This is a genomic window from Massilia sp. 01N417, assembly GCF_056399645.1.
In genome coordinates, this window is sequence record NZ_JBFTRS010000001.1 from 228,900 (window position 1) to 247,916 (window position 19,017).

Here is a 19,017-nt window from a genome sequence, read left to right on the forward strand (position 1 = left end):
TGTTTTCCCGTATTGAGTTACTACTCGTTGGTGCAGCCGAGCACTTCTTCGAGGCTGGTCAGCCCCTGTTTCACCTTCATCAGGCCGGAGCGGCGCAGCGAGTTCACGCCTTCGCTTTCGGCCTGGGCGGCAATCTCCATCGAGTTGCCGTTGGCGAGGATCAGCGCTTCGATGCTTGGGCTGATCGGCATGATCTGGTAGATGCCGACCCGGCCCTTGTAGCCGGAACCCAGGCAGCGTTCGCAGCCGACCGGGCCGTAGGGCTTCCATTCGCCGTCCAGGTCGCTGTCGCGGAAGCCGGCCGCCTTCAGCACGTCGCGTTCGATGTCGAGCGGCTGCTTGCAGGTGCACAGGCGGCGCGCCAGGCGCTGGGCCGTGATCAGGATCACCGAGGAGGCGATGTTGAAGGGCGCCACGCCCATGTTCATGAGGCGCGTCAGCGTCGACGGCGCGTCGTTCGTGTGCAGCGTCGAGAACACCATGTGGCCGGTCTGGGCGGCCTTGATGGCGATGTCGGCGGTTTCGAGGTCGCGGATCTCGCCGACCATGATGATGTCCGGATCCTGGCGCAGGAAGGCTTTCAGGGCGACCGGGAAGGTGAGTCCGGCCTTTTCGTTGACGTTGACCTGGTTCACGCCGGGCAGGTTGATCTCGGCCGGGTCTTCGGCCGTCGAGATGTTGATGCCCGGCTTGTTCAGCAGGTTCAGGCAGCTATATAGCGACACGGTTTTACCGGAGCCGGTCGGCCCCGTCACCAGCACCATGCCGTACGGGCGGGTGATGGCGTCGATCAGCAGCGCCTTCTGGTCCGGGTCGTAGCCCAGCGAGTCGATGCCCATCTGCGCCTGGGTGGCGTCGAGGATACGCATGACCGTCTTTTCGCCGAACAGGGTCGGCAGGGTGCTGACGCGGAAGTCGATCGACTTGGTCGGCGACAGCACCAGGCGCATGCGGCCGTCCTGCGGCACGCGCTTTTCGGAGATGTCGAGCTTGGCCAGCACCTTGATGCGCGAGACCAGCTTGTCGCGGATCGACAGCGGCGGCGCCAGGTGGTCGCGCAGCACGCCGTCCACGCGCAGGCGGATCCGGTACTGCTTTTCGTAGGGCTCGAAGTGGATGTCCGAGGCGCCCAGCGTGATCGCGTCCATCAGCACCTTGTTCAGGAAGCGCACGATGGGCGCGTCCTCGACTTCGGTGGCGGCGGCTTCGACCGCCGCGGCCTGCGGTTCGTCGTCGGCGAATTCGATCTCGGCATCGTCGCCGACCAGCTCGCTGATGCTCTGTTCGGCGTTCTTCGACAGGCCGGCCAGCAGGGCCAGCAGGACGTCGTGGGCGACGATCACCGGCTCGACCGAGGCTTCGCTCTGGAACTTGATCTGGTCCAGGGCCTGGGAATTGGTCGGATCGGACAGCGCCACCGACAGCTTGTTGCCGCGCTTGGACAGCGCCACCACGCGCTGGCCCTGCATCAGGCGGGCGTCGATGGCGTTGGTGGGCAGGGAGTCTACGCTGAAGGTGGACAGGTCGAGCAGGGGATAGCCGAAGGTCTCGGCGCAGAATACCGCCAGGCCCCGCGCATCGATGATTCCGGCGCCGAGCAAGGTGTCGATGAAACCAGCCTTGTCGGCGACGGCCTTCTTTTGGAGGCCGTCCGCCTGCGGTAGCGTCAATCGCCCCGCCTGGACCAGGGCGCGCGCCAACCCGGGCAATGCGGTGCCTGCGGTCGTGTTGGGGAGGACTGCTGCCATAGGATCAGGGACGGAGTGGCGACAAGGGGCCGGGCTGGACGGTGATGCCCGGCGGCTGCTTGGGATCATGCCCGCAGGCATCAAATTTGTAAAGAGATTGGCGTCGGGAGAGAGGCGTGCATACCACGTAGACGGAATGGTATTGCTGAGGTGACAAGCTGGTGGCTGGGGTCATTGCGGCTCCTGGGTGGGCAAAAGCACATCGTCGTTCCCGCGGAGGCGGGAATCCAAGTTTGCTTGAGCTAAGGAAACGCATACAAACCTGGGCCCCCGCCTTCGCGGGGGCGACGTGGCGGCTTTTCAGGCCGCCAGCCACCGTTTGACGGCAGCCGGCCGCAACAGTTTCACGATCTTGATTGACTGATTCTGCACCTGCACCACTTCGATCACGCACTGGCCCACCTTCAGCGCAATCGGAAACTCGGGAATTTCCTGCAGCAGTTCCAGCAGCAGGCCGTTGACCGTCTTCGGCCCGTCCAGCGGCAATTCCAGGCCCAGCTTCTTGTTGATGTCGCGCAGAGGTGTGCTGCCTTCGAGCAGGCATTCGCCTTTCGTGTTCCAGGCCATGGCGTCGGCGCGCGCATTGCTCGGGGTCGAGGTGGTGAAGTCGCCGATCATTTCCTCGATGATGTCCTCGAGCGTGACCAGGCCCTGCACTTCGCCGTATTCGTCGACGATGATGCCCAGCCTTTCCTTGTTTTCCTGGAAATACTGAAGCTGGGTAAAGACGTCCGTGTCCTGGGGGATGAAGTAGGGCTCGTTCAGCAATCCCCGGATGTGGTCGACCGTCAGCTCGTCCGCCTCGTTCAGCAGCCGGACCGCCTTGCGGACCGCCAGGATGCCGACCACCTTGTTGATCTCGCCTTCATAGACCAGCAGCTTGCGGTGGTAGGAAGTGGTCAGCTCGGCCACGATGTCCTCGACCGGTGAAGCCAGGTTCAGGGCTTCGATCTGGCTGCGCGGGGTCATGATGTCCTCGACCGAGATCTTCTCCAGGTCGAACAGGTTGAGCAGGATGCTCTTGTGCTTCTGCGGCATGAAGTTGCCGCCCTCCAGCACGACGGTGCGCAATTCCTCCGGCGACAGGCGCTGCTGGTGGGCGTCGGCCCCGCCGCGGATGCCCAGCGGCCGCAAGAGAGCGGAGACGAACAGGTTGACGAACCAGATGGCCGGCTTGGCCAGCTTCATCAGCGGCCGCAGCACCAGGCTGGTGCCCAGCGAGATGCGTTCCGGATAAGTGGCGCCGATCACTTTCGGCGCGATCTCGGCGAACACGATCAGCAGGAAGGCCACGCTGGCGGTGGCGATCGTGATGACGCTTTCCTCGTGGCCGAAGAACAGGATCGCGATCGCCGTCACCAGGGCGGTGGCCATCGCATTGATCAGGGTATTCGCGATCAGCACCAGCGACAGCAGCTTGTCGGTACGCTCCAGCAGCCACAGGGTGGTGACGGCGCCGCGGTGGCCGCGCTTGGCCAGGTGGCGCAGGCGGTATTTATTGGCTGCCATCAGGGCCGTTTCCGCCATCGCGAAAAAGGCCGAGCAGAGAATCAGGAGAACGAGGGCGAGGACGAGCGCCCAAAGGGGTACGGATTCCAAGGTTTACCGTGAAGAATCGGGGAGAGGTCGATTCTAAGGTACGGGGGTGGGGGCTGCAAGTTCAGTTCCACCAATGCGAAGTCGTACCCGCCTCCGGCAATCGGGCCTGGCGCGCATCGTGGACGATCCCCGCCTCGGCAGCCTGCTCGGCCGTGTAGATACGCGAGCTGCCCGTCAGGAAGCCGCGGATGTCCTGGGGCTTGCGGGCGCCGTGCGTGGCGTCTTCGAAGATCGAGGCATAGCGCTCGGCGTCGAAATCCAGGCAGTCGCGCCATTCCGAGATGCGGGCGTGATCGGCCGCCACCAGGTTGCCGAAGCCCCAGTGCAGCGGGTGGATCAGGAAGCGGGTGCCGGGGCAGGCGTAGCGCTTCTGGCCGGCCAGGAAGATCGCGACGCCGACCGATTCGACGCTGCCGACATTCCAGGTGGTGAGGGGCAGCGGCAGGGACTTGAGGAAGAAATAGAGGGCGAAGCCGGCCGTCATGTTGCCGCCCTCGGTCGACATATGGAGTTCGATTTCGCTGGCGCCGCTCTGCAGGGCTTGCAGGCAAAGGTTGCGCACCGTGCAGGCCGAGTTGGCGTTGATGGGACCAATGAAATGAACGATGTGCAGCGCCATGCTTCCTCCTCGAGACGGCTCAAGCATAGCAAGTTCCGGCGTTTCGCCTCGTCTCGTTCAGCCGACGGGCCCGCACCGGGAATATACTGGGATGAGAGCTTTGGTTGAACTATTCTATATTGATGATATTCAAAATCATCAATCGGATATATCATGCGCCCCCGCCGATGTTAATCTCGCACGCTGGGTTAAATCCGAGGCAACAATGTCCACACCGATCCGATTCTTCTACCGCGGGGCCGTCCATGAAGTGAACGGCGCCGCCCCCACGCAGACCGTCCTCCAGCACCTGCGGGAAGACCTGCATTGCACCGGCACCAAGGAGGGCTGTGCGGAGGGCGACTGCGGCGCCTGCACCGTGGTGATCGGTTCGCTGGAAAACGGCCGGCTCGAGATGAAGGCCGTGAACTCCTGCATCCAGTTCACGCCGACCCTGGACGGCAAGGCCCTGTTCACCGTCGAAGACCTGCAGCAGGCCGGCGGCGCCCTGCATCCCGTGCAGCAGGCCCTGGTCGAGTGCCACGGCTCGCAGTGCGGCTTCTGCACGCCTGGCTTCGCGATGTCGCTGTGGGGGATGTACCTGAAGAGCGAAGGGCAGGGCTGTCCCTCGCGCCGCGAGATCGACGATACCCTGTCCGGCAACCTGTGCCGCTGCACCGGCTACCGTCCCATCATCGACGCCGCCCGCCGCATGACCGAACTGCCGCGCGTCGACTTCGACCGCGAGGCGCTGGCCGCCACCCTGCGCGGCTTGCAGCGCGAAGCGGGCGCCGTCTACAGCGCACAGGGCCAGACCTTCCACGCCCCGCGCACCGTCGACGAACTGGTGGCCGCGCGCGCCGCCCATCCGCAAGCCGTGCTGCTGGCCGGATCGACCGACGTCGGCCTCTGGGTCACCAAGCAGATGCGCGAACTCACCGACATCGTCTACCTCGGCCACGTCGAGGAACTGAAATCCGTGCGCGAACACGGGGGCCTGCTCGAGATCGGCGCCGGCGTATCCCTGAACGATGCCTATGCGGCGATCTGCGCGCGCTATCCCGAGTTGTCCGAGCTGTGGCAGCGTTTCGCTTCCCTGCCGATCCGCAACGCCGGCACCCTCGGCGGCAACGTCGCCAACGGTTCGCCGATCGGCGACTCGATGCCCTGGCTGATCGCCCTCGGCAGCCGCCTGGTGCTGCGCGGCCCGGCCGGCGAACGCGAGCTGGCGCTGGAAGACTTCTATCTCGGCTACCAGCAGAAGGACCTGCAGCCGGGCGAGTTCGTGCAGGCGCTGCGGATTCCGCTGCCGCGCGAGGGCGTCGCTTTCCGCACTTATAAACTGGCCAAGCGCTTCGACCAGGACATCTCGGCGGTGTGCGCCGCCTTTGCCTTCGAGCTCGACGATGGCGCCGTCAGGCAGGCGCGGATCGCCTTCGGCGGCATGGCCGCGACACCGAAGCGCGCGGCGACGGCCGAGGCCCTGCTGCAGGGCCGCGCCTGGGACGAGGCCGCGCTGGCCGATGCGATGGCGGCGCTGGCCAGGGACTATGCGCCGCTGACCGACATGCGCGCCTCGAATACCTACCGCATGCGGGGCGCGCAGAATCTGCTGCGCCGCTTCTGGCTCGAAACGCGGGCCGAGAATCCGCTGCCGGCCGAAGCAGTCAACGTATTCGCGTAAGGAGACACTGACCATGAACGACATGAGCGCACCGGAACTGGACACGGCGGCGTGGAGCGCGGTCGGCGTTTCGCGGGCCCACGAATCGGCCCGCCTGCACGTGCTCGGCCAGGCCGACTACACGGACGATATCGACGAGGTGCGCGGCACCCTGCACGCGGCCCTGGGTCTCTCCGCCAAGCCGCATGCGAAGATCGTCTCGATGGACCTGGCGCCGGTCCGTGCCAGCCGCGGCGTGGTCGCCGTCTATACCGCGCAGGACATCCCCGGCACCAACGATTGCGGTCCCATCATCCACGACGACCCCATCCTGGCCGACGGCCTGGTCCAGTACGTGGGCCAGCCGCTGTTCGTGGTGGTGGCGGACAGCCATGACAACGCGCGCCGCGCCGCGAAGAAAGGCGTGGTCGCCTACGACGAGCTGCCGGCCATCCTGACGCCGCAGGCCGCGCGCGCCGCGCAAAGCTATGTGCTGCCGCCGATGCGGCTGGCGCGCGGCGATGCGCAGGCGGCCTTCGAGCGCGCGCCGCACCGGGTGAAGGGCGAGCTGCACGCCGGCGGCCAGGAACAGTTCTACCTCGAAGGCCAGATCGCCTACGCCATCCCGCAGGAAAACGATGGCATGCTGGTGCTGTGCTCGACCCAGCACCCGAGCGAGATGCAGCACGTGGTCGCGCACGCGCTGGGCCTGCACTCGCATCACGTGGTGGTCGAATGCCGGCGCATGGGCGGCGGCTTCGGCGGCAAGGAATCGCAGTCGGCGCTGTGGGCGGCGGCGGCGGCCGTGTCGGCCAGGCTGTGCGGCCGTCCGGTCAAGCTGCGCGCCGACCGCGACGACGACATGCTCGTCACCGGCAAGCGCCACTGCTTCCACTACGAATACGAAGTCGGCTACGACGACGAAGGCCGCATCATCGGCGCGAAAGTCGACATGGTCTCGCGCGCCGGCTTCTCGGCCGACCTGTCCGGCCCGGTGGCGACGCGCGCCGTCTGCCACTTCGACAACAGCTACTACCTGTCCGACGTCGACATCCGCGCCGCCTGCGGCAAGACGAATACGCAGTCGAACACCGCCTTCCGCGGCTTCGGCGGTCCGCAGGGCGCGATCGCGATGGAGTACGTCCTCGACGAGATCGCCCGTAATCTCGGCCGCGACGCCCTCGACGTCCGCAAGCTGAATTTCTACGGCCGCAGTGGTGACGGTATGGATCGCAACGTCACGCCCTACGGCCAGGTCATCGTCGACAACGTGATCCACGAGCTGGTCGACGAGCTGGAAGCCGGCAGCAAATACCGCGCCCGCCGCGCCGCCGTCGACGCCTTCAACGCCACCAGCCCGGTGCTGAAGAAGGGCCTGGCGCTCACGCCGGTCAAGTTCGGCATCGCCTTCAACGTCACCCACCTGAACCAGGCCGGCGCGCTGGTGCACGTGTACGTGGACGGTTCCATCCTCGTCAACCACGGCGGCACCGAGATGGGGCAGGGCGTCAACACCAAGGTCATGCAGGTGGTGGCGCATGAGCTGGGCGTGGACCTGTCGCGGGTGCGCATCACCGCCACCAATACCAGCAAGGTCGCGAACACCTCGGCAACCGCGGCCTCAACCGGCGCGGACCTGAACGGCAAGGCGGCCCAGGATGCGGCGCGCCAGATCCGCGAGCGGCTGGCGGAATTCGCGGCGAAGCAGCACGGCGGCGCAGCGGCAGACGTGCGCTTCGCGGCCGACACGGTGTTCGCGAACGGCGCCGAGATCCCCTTCGGCGAGCTGGTGGCGAAAGCCTACCTGGCGCGCACCCAGCTGTGGTCGGACGGTTACTACGCGACCCCCGGCCTGTCCTGGGATCCGAAGACCATGACCGGCCGACCCTTCTCCTATTTCGCCTACGGCGCCGCGGTGTCCGAGGTGATCGTCGACACCCTCACCGGCGAATGGAAGCTGCTGCGCGCGGATGCGCTCTACGATGCCGGCAAGTCGCTGAATCCGGCGATCGACATCGGCCAGGTCGAGGGTGCCTTCATCCAGGGCATGGGCTGGCTGACCACCGAAGAACTCTGGTGGAACGAGGGCGGCAAGCTCATGACCCACGCCCCGTCGACCTATAAAATCCCGGCGGTGTCGGACTGCCCGGAAGACTTCCGCGTGCGCCTGTTCGAGAACCGCAACGTCGAGGATTCGATCCACCGCTCGAAGGCCGTGGGCGAGCCGCCGCTGCTGCTGCCGTTCTCGGTGTTCTTCGCGATCCGCGATGCGATTTCCAGCGTCGGCGGCCACAAGGTCAATCCGCCCTTGAACGCGCCGGCGACCTGCGAAGCCATCCTCGACGCCGTCGCTGCCGTCGAAGCGGCCACCCGGGCAGGCTGAGATGGAAGACTGGCTGTCCGCAGCGGCATCCGATGCCGGGCCTGATGCCGCGCCGAAGGTCCTGGTGACCGTGGCCGCGGTCGAAGGCTCGGTGCCGCGCGAACCCGGCGCGAAGATGCTGGTCGATGCGCTGCGCCAGTGGGGCACGGTCGGCGGCGGCCACCTGGAGCTGCGCGGCGTCGAGACCGCACGCGCCATGCTGGCGGCGGGCGAGACCCGGCGCCTGGAGCGCTTCCCGCTCGGCCCCAGCCTGGGCCAGTGCTGCGGCGGCGTGGTGCACCTCGCCTTCGAGCTGGCGGACGCCGGCCACCTGGCGGCCCTGGCGGCGCGCGCCAACCAGGACAGCTGGCGCCTGGTGGCGCTGGACGGCGCGCCGGACCTGGCCCTGTTCGACGCGCACGGACGGCTGGTCCACGGCGGCGCGGCGCCGGAATTTGCACGCGGCCCCGCCGCTACCCATATAATGCGCGGGCCGGACGGCCGCCGCTGGCTGGCGGATGCCGTCGAAGCGCCGCGCGCGCGCCTGGTGCTGTTCGGCGCCGGCCACGTGGGCGCGGCCATCGTGCGCGCACTGGCCGAGCTGCCCTGCCGCGTGACCTGGGTCGACGAGCGCGAGGACCTGTTCCCCGCGAGCCTGCCGTCCAACGTCGCCGCCGAAGCCACCGATATCCCGGAGGCGCTGGCGGAAAGCGCCGCGCCGGGCACCAGTTTCCTCGTCATGACCCACAGCCACGCGCTCGACCAGCGCCTGGCCGAAACGATCCTGAAACGCCCGTCCTTCGATCAGGACTGGTTCGGGCTGATCGGATCGAATACCAAACGCAAGCAGTTCGAGCACCGCCTGCGCGAGCGCGGCGTGGACGCCGGTCGCCTGGATGCCATGGTCTGCCCGGTCGGCGTGCCCGGCATCGAAGGCAAGCAGCCCGCCGTGATCGCGGCCGCCGTCGCCGCCCAACTGCTGATGGTGTGGGAAGCCCACGCCGCCACAATCGCTTCAACAGGAAGAATCTAATGTCGATCGACACCCAGAACCTGCAGGCCTACCGCGCGAGCCTGCTGCACTTTCACGCGGATCCGGCCTTCCTGGAGTCCGCCCATGCCTGGCACGAGGACGGCCTGCTGGTCGTGGAGAACGGCCGCGTCAAGGCGGCCGGCGACTACGCGAAGCTGGCCTCGACCCTGCCGGCCGGCGTCGAGGTGACCGACTACCGCGGCAAAATCATCACGCCCGGCTTCATCGACACCCACCTGCATTTCCCGCAGACCGACATGATCGCCTCGCCGGCGCCGGGCCTGCTGCCCTGGCTGGAGACCTATACCTTCCCGACCGAGCGCAGGTTCGGCGACCCCGTGCACGCGCGCGCCACCGCCGAGTTCTTCCTCGACGAGCTGCTCAGGAACGGCACCACCACGGCCTTGGTCTACTGCAGCGTGCACCGTGAGTCGGTCGACGCCTTCTTCGAGGCGGCGTCGGCGCGCGAGCTGCGCATGGGCGCCGGCAAGGTGCTGATGGACCGCCACTGCCCGGACTTCCTGCAGGACACCGCCGACCTGCGCGAGAGCGAGGAACTGATCAAGCGCTGGCACGGGCAGGGGAGAAACATGTACGCGATCACGCCGCGCTTCGCCCCGACCTCGACCGAGGCCCAGCTGGCCGCCACCGGCGAACTGGCGCGCGCTTATCCGGACACCTTCATCCAGACCCACGTCTCGGAAAACAGGGACGAGTGCAAATGGGTGGGCGAGCTGTTCCCGCAGCGCCGCAGCTACCTGGACGTGTACGACCACTACGGCCTGATGCGCGAGCGCGCCATGTATGGACACTGCATCTGGCTGGACGATGCCGACGTCGCACGCATGGCCGAAAGCGGTTCGGCGATCGCCCACTGCCCGACCTCGAACCTGTTCCTGGGCAGCGGCCTGTTCGACATGGCGCGCGCCGACAAGGCCGGCGCGCTGGTCTCGCTGGGCACCGACGTGGGGGCGGGCACTTCCTTCTCGATGTTGCAAACCATGAATGAAGCGTATAAAGTTGCGCGACTGAAAGGCAGCTACCTCCCGGCCCTGCGCATGTTCTACCTCGCCACGCTGGGCGCCGCGCGCAGCATGCAGCTCGAGGGCACGATCGGGAATTTCGTTCCGGGGCTTGAAGCCGATTTCATCGTGCTCGACCCCAAGGCCACGCCGCTGCTGGAGCGCCGCACCGCGCACAGCAATACGCTCGAGGAAACCCTGTTTGCGCTGGCCCTGCTGGGCGACGACCGTGCCATCCGCGCCACCTACGCGGCTGGGCGACTCATGCCAGTGGCATGAGTCGCGGTCCACGAGCGGACGCTGCCCTGAGGTTTACTAGACGTTTCGCCCCTGGACCAGCCACGAGAACTTTATGCAGAACACATTCAGCCGCCGCCTCCCGCTCGCCGTCGCACTGGGCCTGGCCCTGGCCGCCAATGCCGGCGCGCGCCCGACCGCCGCCAATGCCAACGAGGCCGCCACCGCCCGCCATTACGCGGCCCTGATCGCGGGCGCCGAGCCGAAGACGGCCGAGCTGACCATGTTCTTCACCCAGATGCCCAAGGGCGGCGACCTGCACCACCATTATTCCGGCGCCGTCTACGCCGAGACCTATGTCGACTTCCTCGACAAGCAGGGCTATTGCGTCAACAAGCAGACCTACAGGATCGAGACCGACAAGGCGCTGGTCGAGGCCGAGCGCGCCAAGCCGGCCAAAGAGCGCAACTGCCTGGGCACCGCCGACGTCTATGCCGACGATTTCACCTACCGCGAGCTGCTGCAGCGCTGGTCGAGCAAGGATTTCCATAACCACGGCGCGCTGCAGGCGCCGCCGGACCGCCAGTTCTTCCAGACCTTCGGCTACTTCGGCCCGGTCTCGAACGCCAACTTCCACGAAGGCCTGGTCGAGATCAAGGAGCGCGCGATCCGCGAGAACGTCAGCTACATCGAGACCATGTTCAAGATGTCGCCCTTCGTCGCCAACAAGGACTTCGACGCCCAGTCCTGGCAGAACGCCCACGACGACAAGGCCTTCGAAGCCCAGATGCGCGCCTGGATGACCCAGCTCGACGCGGACCAGAAGTTCAACCAGGCCATCGCCGACTTCACGGCCAGGATCGACGAAGCCGCCGCCGGCATCGACGACGAGCGCTTCACCATGCGCTACCAGACCTATGTGCTGCGCCTGCTGAACCCCTCGCAGGTGTTCTCCTCGATGCTCGCCGGCTTCAAGGCCGCCGGCAAGGACAGCAAGATCGTCGGCGTCAACATCGTCGGGCAGGAGAGCCAGATGGTGTCGATGCGCGACTACACCCTGCACATGAAGATGTTCCGCTTCCTGAAGTCGGTCTACCCGAACGTCAAGGTGGCGATGCACGCCGGCGAGCTGGCCCTGGGCGACGTCCCGCCGGAAGACCTGCAGTTCCACATCGACCAGGCGGTCAACCTGGCCGGCGCCGACCGCATCGGCCACGGCATCGACCTGGCCCACGAAAGCAATGCGGTCGCCATCATGCAGCGCATGCGCGAGAAGGACATCCCGGTCGAGATCAACCTGACCTCGAACGCCTTCATCAACGGCGTGCAAGGCGAGAACCACCCGGTCACCCTGTACCGCAAGTACGGCGTCCCCTACGTCATCTCCACCGACGACGCCGGCGTGACCCGCCACAACCTGGCCAACGAATACGTGCTGTTCGCCAGCCGCTACAAGCCGGGCTACGCCGAGCTCAAGAAGGCTTCCTACAACAGCATCCGCTATTCCTTCCTGGATGCGGCCGACAAGGCGCGCCTGACCAAACAGCTGGACCAGCGCTTCGCGAGGTTCGAGGCGGAGATTGCCGGGCTGGATAAGGCTGCGGCGAAGCGCTGATAATCAGTTAGCAGGAATACTGTCGTCCCCGCGACATATCCGTCGTTCCCGCGACAAATCCGTCGTCCCCGCGACAAATCCGTCGTCCCCGCGAAGGCGGGGACCCAAGTTTGCATGCGTTTCGACGGCATAAGCAGAGCTTGGGTCCCCGCCTCCGCGGGGACGACGTATTTTGGTCTACGTAACTACCCAAAAAATGCATATGTATATGCTGGCGCTGTGGTCAACTCGCTACAAAAATAACGCTTTCTTCACTGCTTTGCCCAAAAAACAAGCGAAACAATTTTTCTACAGAATGCCTCCCTTATAATCCCGCCGTGCGCTTTTCCTAGGGGAAAGCCGCCCCACACGCGAATTCCTGCCCGTTTTTTCATCAACTTATACGCGCAAGCTATAAATTCCCAAGAGAAAACGTATTTGCTATCAGATTTGCCTTCATGCATATTGGTCTTTTATTAACCAATGGCAAAGACGAAGCTGGCAAGCAATGGCTGTAACGGCCGGGAAATATTTGACCGCTAGAATCGCGTGCGCCGCCTTTGTTCTTGATTGTTTGGTAAGGGCGGGAGCGGGTTGTACAGAATGTCTGGACGACGGCGAAGAGCGGTCGCTTCCAAGGGTTGCAGTACTGTGAGAGAGGGAACGACGTTCCCTTATAAATAAAATTAGTCTTTTTGGGGTTAATCCAATGATCTATCAAAAACGGATCCAGCTGACCAAGCTGGCGCTGGCTTTGTCGATTGCACTGGCAGGAGCACCGGCTCTTGCCCAGAACACGACTTCGGCAGTTGGCGGTCGCATCACGAGTCCGGACGGCAAGCCTGCCGCCGGCGCCGCGGTGCAAATCATCCACACCGAGTCGGGTTCGGTCAGCAACGTCACTACCGACGCCGAAGGTCGCTATGTCGCACGCGGCCTGCGTACCGGCGGTCCGTACACGATCATTATCACGAAGAACGGCGTCACCGAGAAGCGTGAAGGCATCTACCTGCAGCTGGCCGAAACCGCTGCCGTCGACGCCACCATCGGCGCCCCGATGCAGACCGTGACCGTGGCCGGCAGCCGCGCGCGCGCCGACATCTTCAACCGCAGCAACATGGGTTCGGGCACCTCGATCAGCAACGCCGACCTGCAGACCCAGGCCTCGATCAACCGCAACCTGCAGGACTTCGCACGTGCCGATCCGCGCGTCTCGCAGACCGACAAGGACCGCGGCGAGATGTCCGTCGCCGGCCAGAACTCGCGCTTCAACACGATGACCGTCGACGGCGTGAACGTCAGCGACACCTTCGGCCTGGAAGCCAGCGGCAGCCCGACCGCGCGCCAGCCGATCTCGATCGAAGCGATCCAGTCGGTGCAGGTCAACGTCGCCAACTACGACGTGACCCAGAAGGGCTACATCGGCGGTAACGTCAACGCCGTCACCAAGTCCGGTACCAACAAATGGAAGGGCGGCGTCTACTACGTCTACCGTGACGACCAGCTGTCGGGCAAGCGCCTGAACGTCTCCAGCGGCGAATACAGCGATGCGCCGAAGTTCACCGAAACCACCAAGGGCGTGTGGACCAGCGGCGCGGTGATCCAGGACAAGCTGTTCTTCTACGCCCTGAGCGAAGAAACCAGCTCCAGCAAGGCCGGTCCGGACTTCGGCTACATCGGCCAGGGCCTGGGCACCACCGTCGGCATCACCCAGAGCGAGATCGACCGCGTCAAGAACATCGCCAAGAACACCTATGGCATGGACCTCGGCAACCCGGTTGCCGGCGGCAGCGAACTGAGCTCGCGCGAGCAGATGCTGAAAGTCGACTGGAACATCAGCGACATCCACCGCGCCAACCTGCGCCTGCAGCGTACCTCGCAGTCCGAGCCGATCTACCCGAGCTTCTCGAACACCGGCATCTCGCTGAGCTCCTTCCTGTACACCCAGAAGAAGCAGATCGAGACCGTGGTTGCCCAGGTCTTCTCCGACTGGTCGCCGACCTTCGCGACCGAGTTCAAGGCCTCGAAGCGTGACTACGACTCGGTGCCGAAGAACAATGCGCGCCTGCCGACGCTGGGCTTCCAGTTCAGCGGCCCGCTGCCGTCGGACGCGCCGGGCGGCACCCGCACCGGCAACCGCTTCCTGAACGCCGGTACCGAGAACTCGCGCCAGCAGAACGTGCTGGGTACCGCCACCCAGGATTACTACGGCGGCGCCACCTGGACCCGCGGCGACCATGAGATCAAGTTCGGCCTGGACTACCAGAAGAACAAGATCTACAACGCCTTCCTGCAGAACGTCTACGGCAACTACACCTTTGCCTGCGACAACAACTTCACGTACTCGTTCGGCTCGATCAACTGCGGCACCGCGTCGCTGTCCCAGGTCGAAGCTGCAGTGCTGGAGAACTTCCAGCACGGCCGTCCGTCCTCGTATACCCTGCAAACCGCCGCTGCGGGCTACACCCTGAACGACGCGATCTCGGCGTTCTCGATGGCAAACACCGGCCTGTTCCTGCAGGACACCTGGAGCGTCAACCGCCAACTGACCCTGAACTACGGCTTCCGTGTCGACCAGGTGGGCGTGGACAAGGCCCCGCCGTCCAACGCCGCCTTCGCGACCCCGCTCGTCGCCGGTGTCAACGGCGGCCGCCAGACCGGCGGCTTTGGTCTCGCCAATAACTACACCCCGGACGGCACCAAGCTGTTCCAGCCGCGCTTCGGCTTCAACTACCGCTTCGACACCCCGCGCATGATGCAGGTGCGCGGCGGCGCCGGCCTGTTCCAGGGCGCGGCCCTGAGCGTGTGGCTGGCCAACCCGTACCAGAACGCCGGTATCGCCACCCGCTCGATCCAGTGCTCGGGCTCGGGCGCAACCCGCTGCCCGAACGCGGACGGCACCTTCACCCCGAACGTTGACGCCCAGAAGAGCGTCAACGGTGCACCGTCGACCGCCGGTGTCGACCTGCTGAGCCCGAGCCTGCGCCAGCCGTCCAACTGGAAGGCCAACCTGGCCTTCGACATGGAACTGCCGTGGTATGGCCTGGTGGCGGGTGTTGAAGCCCTGTACATCAAGACCAAGGATGGCATCTTCTACCAGAACCTGAACATCGGCGCCCCGACCGCCACCGGCACCGACGGCCGCCAGCTGTTCTGGAACGCCAACGGCGGCCTGCTGCAGCGCTGCTGGAACGTGGGTAACAACTCGGTCAGCACCGCGACCGGTTGCACCACCACCAACAAGGCGCTGAGCAACCTGAACTACGGTAACGTGCTGATGGCAACCGGCACCGACAAGGGCGAAAGCCGTGTCGAGACCGTGGCGCTGGCCTATCCGATGACCCGTGGCCTGGGCTGGAAGATTTCCGCGACCCACACCTACGCAACCGAAGTGTCGAACCTGACTTCGTCGACCTCGAGCTCCAACTTCGGCGCGCGCTCGGTGTTCAACCCGAACGAAAACGTCGCCTCGAACTCGGCTTACCTGGTCAAGAACCGCATCAACGCCAACGTGAGCTTCGAGAAGGCCTTCCTGGCCGGCTACAAGACCCGCTTCGGCATGTTCTACGAAGGCCGTTCGGGCAAGCCGTACAGCTGGACCTTCAAGAACGACATGAACGGCGACGGCATCTCGACCAACGACCTGATGTACATCCCGAAAGCCTTCGGTTCGGGTGAAGTCACGTTCGCCGGCGATACCGCAACCAGCCATGCCAACGAGCAGCGCTTCTGGGACATCGTTAACGCCAACAAGGCGCTGAAGAATTCCGCCGGTGGCGTCGTGGGCCGCTACAGCGACTTCGCACCGTGGACCAACAGCGTCGACATGAAGTTCAGCCAGGAGATCCCGGGCCTGTTCGCACGCAACAAGGGCCGTATCGACTTCGACATCATGAACGTCGGCAACCTGCTGAACAAGAAGTGGGGCCACATCATGGAGATGCCGTTCTCGTCCTCGGGCGGCCAGACCCGCGGCTTCGTCGACTACGCCGGCCTGGATGCAAACGGCCACTACGTCTACGCCGTGCGCACCCAGAACGACGACTACAGCATCCGCCAGAACAAGGGCGAATCGCAGTGGTCGGCGCAGATCTCCCTGCACTACGACTTCTGATCTGCTGAATTCGTAGCTGGATGATCGAGACGGCCGGTGGCGACACCGGCCGTTTTTCTTTCCCGCAGTGACTGGATTACATGCAATAATCTTCGGCTTGCAATCCATCGCAACAAGATAAGGTGTACCACTTCATGACCGTTTCCCGTCCCCTCCGCACCGGCCTCACCGTGCTGGCAGCCGGCCTGGCGCTGGCGGGTTGCGCGAGCGCGCCCGCAACGGCGCCGCGCGGCCCGATCGAACTCAATATCGTCGCCATCAACGATTTCCACGGCAACCTGGAACCCAGCCGCTACAGCTATGCGCCGGCCGGCAGCGACAAGAAAGAGAACATCCGCGCCGGCGGCATCGATGTGCTGAAGGGGGCGCTGGACGCCTTCCGCAAGGAAGACAAGGATTTGCTGTTCGTCGCCGCCGGCGACCTGGTGGGCGCGAGCCCGGCGGTGTCCTCGATGTTCGCGGACGAGCCGACCATCGAGGCGATGAACCGGATGGGCCTGGTCGCCAGCTCGCTCGGCAACCACGAGTTCGACCCGGGCAGCAAGGAACTGCTGCGCCAGCAGCACGGCGGCTGCGATTCGCCGCGCCCGGACAAGGCCTGCCGGCTGTCGAAGGATTTCCTCGGCGCCGGCTTTACCTACCTGGCCGCCAACGTCGTCGACGCAAGCACCGGCAAGAACCTGGTGCCGGCCTGGCGCGTCGTCGACGTCAAGGGCGTGAAGGTCGGCCTGGTCGGCGCCGTGCTGAAGGACACGCCATCGGTGACGGTGTCTTCCTCGATCAAGGGCCTGTCCTTCCTCGACGAGGCCGAGTCCATCAATAAAGTCATTCCCGCCATGCGCGCCCAGGGGGCGCAGGTATTCGTGGTCCTGATCCACGAGGGCGGCCACACCGGCGAACCCTTCGACAAGACCTATTGCGACGGCCTCGAAGGCCCGATCGTCGGCATCGTCAAGAAGCTCGATCCGGCGATCCGCCTGGTCATCACCGGCCACTCGCACAAGGGTTACCTGTGCAAGGTCGACGGCCGCGTGGTGACGCAGGCCGACTATGCCGGCCACGTGCTGTCGCGCATCAAGATGACGGTCGAGCCGGGCAGCGGCAAGGTCGACGACATCCAGGTCCGCAACGTCGTCATGGCGCCGGGCGCGTTCACCCCCGATGCGCAGATGACGGCCTACCTGCAGGACGTGCGTGCCCGCAGCGCCGCCGAACTGGCCAGGCCGATCGCGCGCATCTCCGCGTCCGGCGTGTCGCGCAAGGACAGCGACGCCGGCGAATCGCCGCTGGGCGACGTGATCGCCGACGCCGCGGTGGCGGCGACCCGCGACCAGGGCGTGCTGCTCGGCTTCATGAACCCGGGCGGCATCCGCAAGGACCTGGAAGCGGGCGAGGGCGGCGTGGTCAGCTTCGGCCAGGCCCAGGCCGTGCTCCCGTTCGGGAATACCCTGGTGGTGCTGGACATCACCGGCGCCCAGCTGCGCGCCATGCTGGAGCAGCAGTGGGACCGTCCGGGCAACAGCCAGTACATGCTGCAGGTCTCGCGCGGCCTGTCCTATTCGTGGGACAGCACCCGTCCGGTCGGCCAGCGCCTGGTGCCGGGCAGCCTGAAGGTGGACGGCAAGCCGGTCGAAGAGGGCAAGACCTACCGCATCGTGGCGAACAACTTCCTGGCCGAAGGCGGCGACAACTTCCCGGCACTGGCCCAGGGCGTCAACCGTCACGACACCGGCATGCGCGACCTCGACGCGTTGATCGCCTACCTGAAGCAGACCCCGGGCATCGGCGCGACCGGCATGGCCGCGCCCCAGCCCCGAATCAACAAGGTGCGCTGAGCACCGTTCGATGAAACGTCCAGACAAGGAACCATCATGAAAAAACTCGCTTGTGTACTCGCGCTGGCCGGCGCCTTCGCTTCGGCCGACGCCCTCGCCTGGGGCAACGACGGTCACCGCGCGGTCGGCGCCATCGCCGACAAGCTGATCAAGGGCACCAAGGCCGAACAGCAGGTGAAAGCCATCCTGCTGCCGGGCGAGACACTGGAATCGATCGCCACCTGGCCCGACTGCGTGAAGGGTAACTGGTGCGGTCCGCAGACCCCGGACATGGTCGACTACGTGAACGCCAACCCGAAGCACAGCGAGTACCACTACACCGACGTGCCGTTCCAGCTGGACCACTACCATGACGGCGCCGCCGGCACCGCCGACGACGACATCGTGCAGACCCTGAAGCAGGCGATCGCCGTCCTGCAGGGCAAGGACACCCCGGCCACCAATCCGCACAAGTTCACCCCGCGCCAGGCCCTGATCCTGCTGACCCACATGACCGGCGACATCCACCAGCCGCTGCACGTGGGCGCCGCCTTCGTCGACAAGGACGGCAAGTTCGTGGTGCCGAAGACCAAGGCCGAGATCGACGAGACCGCGATCTTCGATTCGCGCGGCGGCAACAACCTGCTGATGGACGACGCCAAGCTCGCCGGCCTGGTCGCCAACCTGTCCAGCGTGATCCCGCCGGAAGAAGCCAGGCCGGTCAAGGAAGGCGTGCCCAAGGCGCTGACCAAGCCCTTCCACTCCTACTGGGACAGTACCACCGTCAACTACGCCTTCCGCCGCATCCAGACGAAGACGCCGGAAAAGTTTGCGCAGGCCGCGATCGACAGCAAGCCGGACGTCGCCCGCTCGACCGGCGACCTGGCCACCTGGCCGTATCAATGGGCGGACGATGCGCTGGCCGTGTCGAAGCAGGTGTTCGACGGCGTCACCGTCGGCAAGATCACGCCGCAGACCGGCAAGAAGGGCGAGACCTACTACACCTGGAGCCTGGAAGTGCCGCAGAACTATCCGGTGCCGAGCTCCGCGATTGCCAAGACCCAGCTGATCAAGGGCGGTTATCACCTGGCGCAGGTGCTGCAGGCTATCTACCAATAATGTTGGCGTGGGCACGGTGTGCCCACCCTACGAACCATCGATAACGTAGGGTGGGCACACGGTGCCCACGATACAACTTCCCGCGCCATTCGCTCGCAGGCGCCGCTAAAATGG

11 protein-coding genes are annotated in these 19,017 nt (G+C 65.4%); 8 read left to right on the plus strand and 3 right to left on the minus strand.

Annotated elements, in window-relative coordinates:
- Nucleotides 1-20: 20 nt before the first annotated feature.
- From pilB to AC1DOQ_RS01085, 3 genes are all read right to left on the minus strand, one after another.
- Entirely contained in the window at nucleotides 21-1,748 is a 1,728-nt protein-coding gene (gene pilB / locus AC1DOQ_RS01075; protein ID WP_477359305.1) for a type IV-A pilus assembly ATPase PilB, read from the minus strand.
- Between the two features lie 300 nt (nucleotides 1,749-2,048).
- Nucleotides 2,049-3,347 (minus strand): HlyC/CorC family transporter, encoded by a 1,299-nt coding sequence (locus AC1DOQ_RS01080; protein ID WP_477359308.1) that lies wholly within the window; start codon nucleotides 3,345-3,347, stop codon nucleotides 2,049-2,051.
- Nucleotides 3,348-3,408: 61 nt separating this feature from the next.
- Nucleotides 3,409-3,966, minus strand: a complete 558-nt coding sequence (locus AC1DOQ_RS01085; protein WP_477359311.1) for a ClpP family protease — start codon at nucleotides 3,964-3,966, stop codon at nucleotides 3,409-3,411.
- A gap of 205 nt (nucleotides 3,967-4,171) precedes the next feature.
- On the opposite strand from AC1DOQ_RS01085, the gene xdhA reads away from it, so the two are divergent.
- From xdhA to AC1DOQ_RS01125, 8 genes are all read left to right on the plus strand, one after another.
- Nucleotides 4,172-5,629 (plus strand): xanthine dehydrogenase small subunit, encoded by a 1,458-nt coding sequence (gene xdhA, locus AC1DOQ_RS01090; RefSeq protein ID WP_477359314.1) that lies wholly within the window; start codon nucleotides 4,172-4,174, stop codon nucleotides 5,627-5,629.
- 13 nt (nucleotides 5,630-5,642) lie between these two features.
- Nucleotides 5,643-7,991, plus strand: coding sequence for a xanthine dehydrogenase molybdopterin binding subunit (gene xdhB, locus AC1DOQ_RS01095; RefSeq protein ID WP_477359317.1), 2,349 nt, complete (start codon nucleotides 5,643-5,645; stop codon nucleotides 7,989-7,991).
- 1 nt (nucleotide 7,992) lies between these two features.
- Nucleotides 7,993-9,003: a xanthine dehydrogenase accessory protein XdhC gene (gene xdhC, locus AC1DOQ_RS01100; protein WP_477359320.1), complete on the plus strand. Its 1,011-nt coding sequence runs from the start codon at nucleotides 7,993-7,995 to the stop codon at nucleotides 9,001-9,003.
- The gene (gene guaD, locus AC1DOQ_RS01105) at nucleotides 9,003-10,304 is read left to right on the plus strand and encodes a guanine deaminase (RefSeq protein WP_477359323.1); all 1,302 of its coding nucleotides are present in this window, start codon (nucleotides 9,003-9,005) and stop codon (nucleotides 10,302-10,304) included. The genes xdhC and guaD overlap by 1 nt, the downstream gene beginning before the upstream one ends.
- 73 nt (nucleotides 10,305-10,377) lie before the next feature.
- Nucleotides 10,378-11,877 carry an adenosine deaminase family protein gene (locus tag AC1DOQ_RS01110; RefSeq protein WP_477359325.1) on the plus strand — a complete coding sequence of 500 codons (1,500 nt, stop codon included), beginning with the start codon at nucleotides 10,378-10,380 and terminating at the stop codon, nucleotides 11,875-11,877.
- 688 nt (nucleotides 11,878-12,565) lie between these two features.
- The gene (locus AC1DOQ_RS01115; RefSeq protein WP_477359328.1) at nucleotides 12,566-15,970 is read left to right on the plus strand and encodes a TonB-dependent receptor; all 3,405 of its coding nucleotides are present in this window, start codon (nucleotides 12,566-12,568) and stop codon (nucleotides 15,968-15,970) included.
- A 134-nt stretch (nucleotides 15,971-16,104) separates the two neighbouring features.
- Nucleotides 16,105-17,805, plus strand: coding sequence for a bifunctional metallophosphatase/5'-nucleotidase (locus tag AC1DOQ_RS01120; protein WP_477359331.1), 1,701 nt, complete (start codon nucleotides 16,105-16,107; stop codon nucleotides 17,803-17,805).
- Between the two features lie 36 nt (nucleotides 17,806-17,841).
- Nucleotides 17,842-18,903, plus strand: a complete 1,062-nt coding sequence (locus AC1DOQ_RS01125) for a S1/P1 nuclease (RefSeq protein ID WP_477359334.1) — start codon at nucleotides 17,842-17,844, stop codon at nucleotides 18,901-18,903.
- The last annotated feature ends 114 nt before the right edge of the window (nucleotides 18,904-19,017 follow it).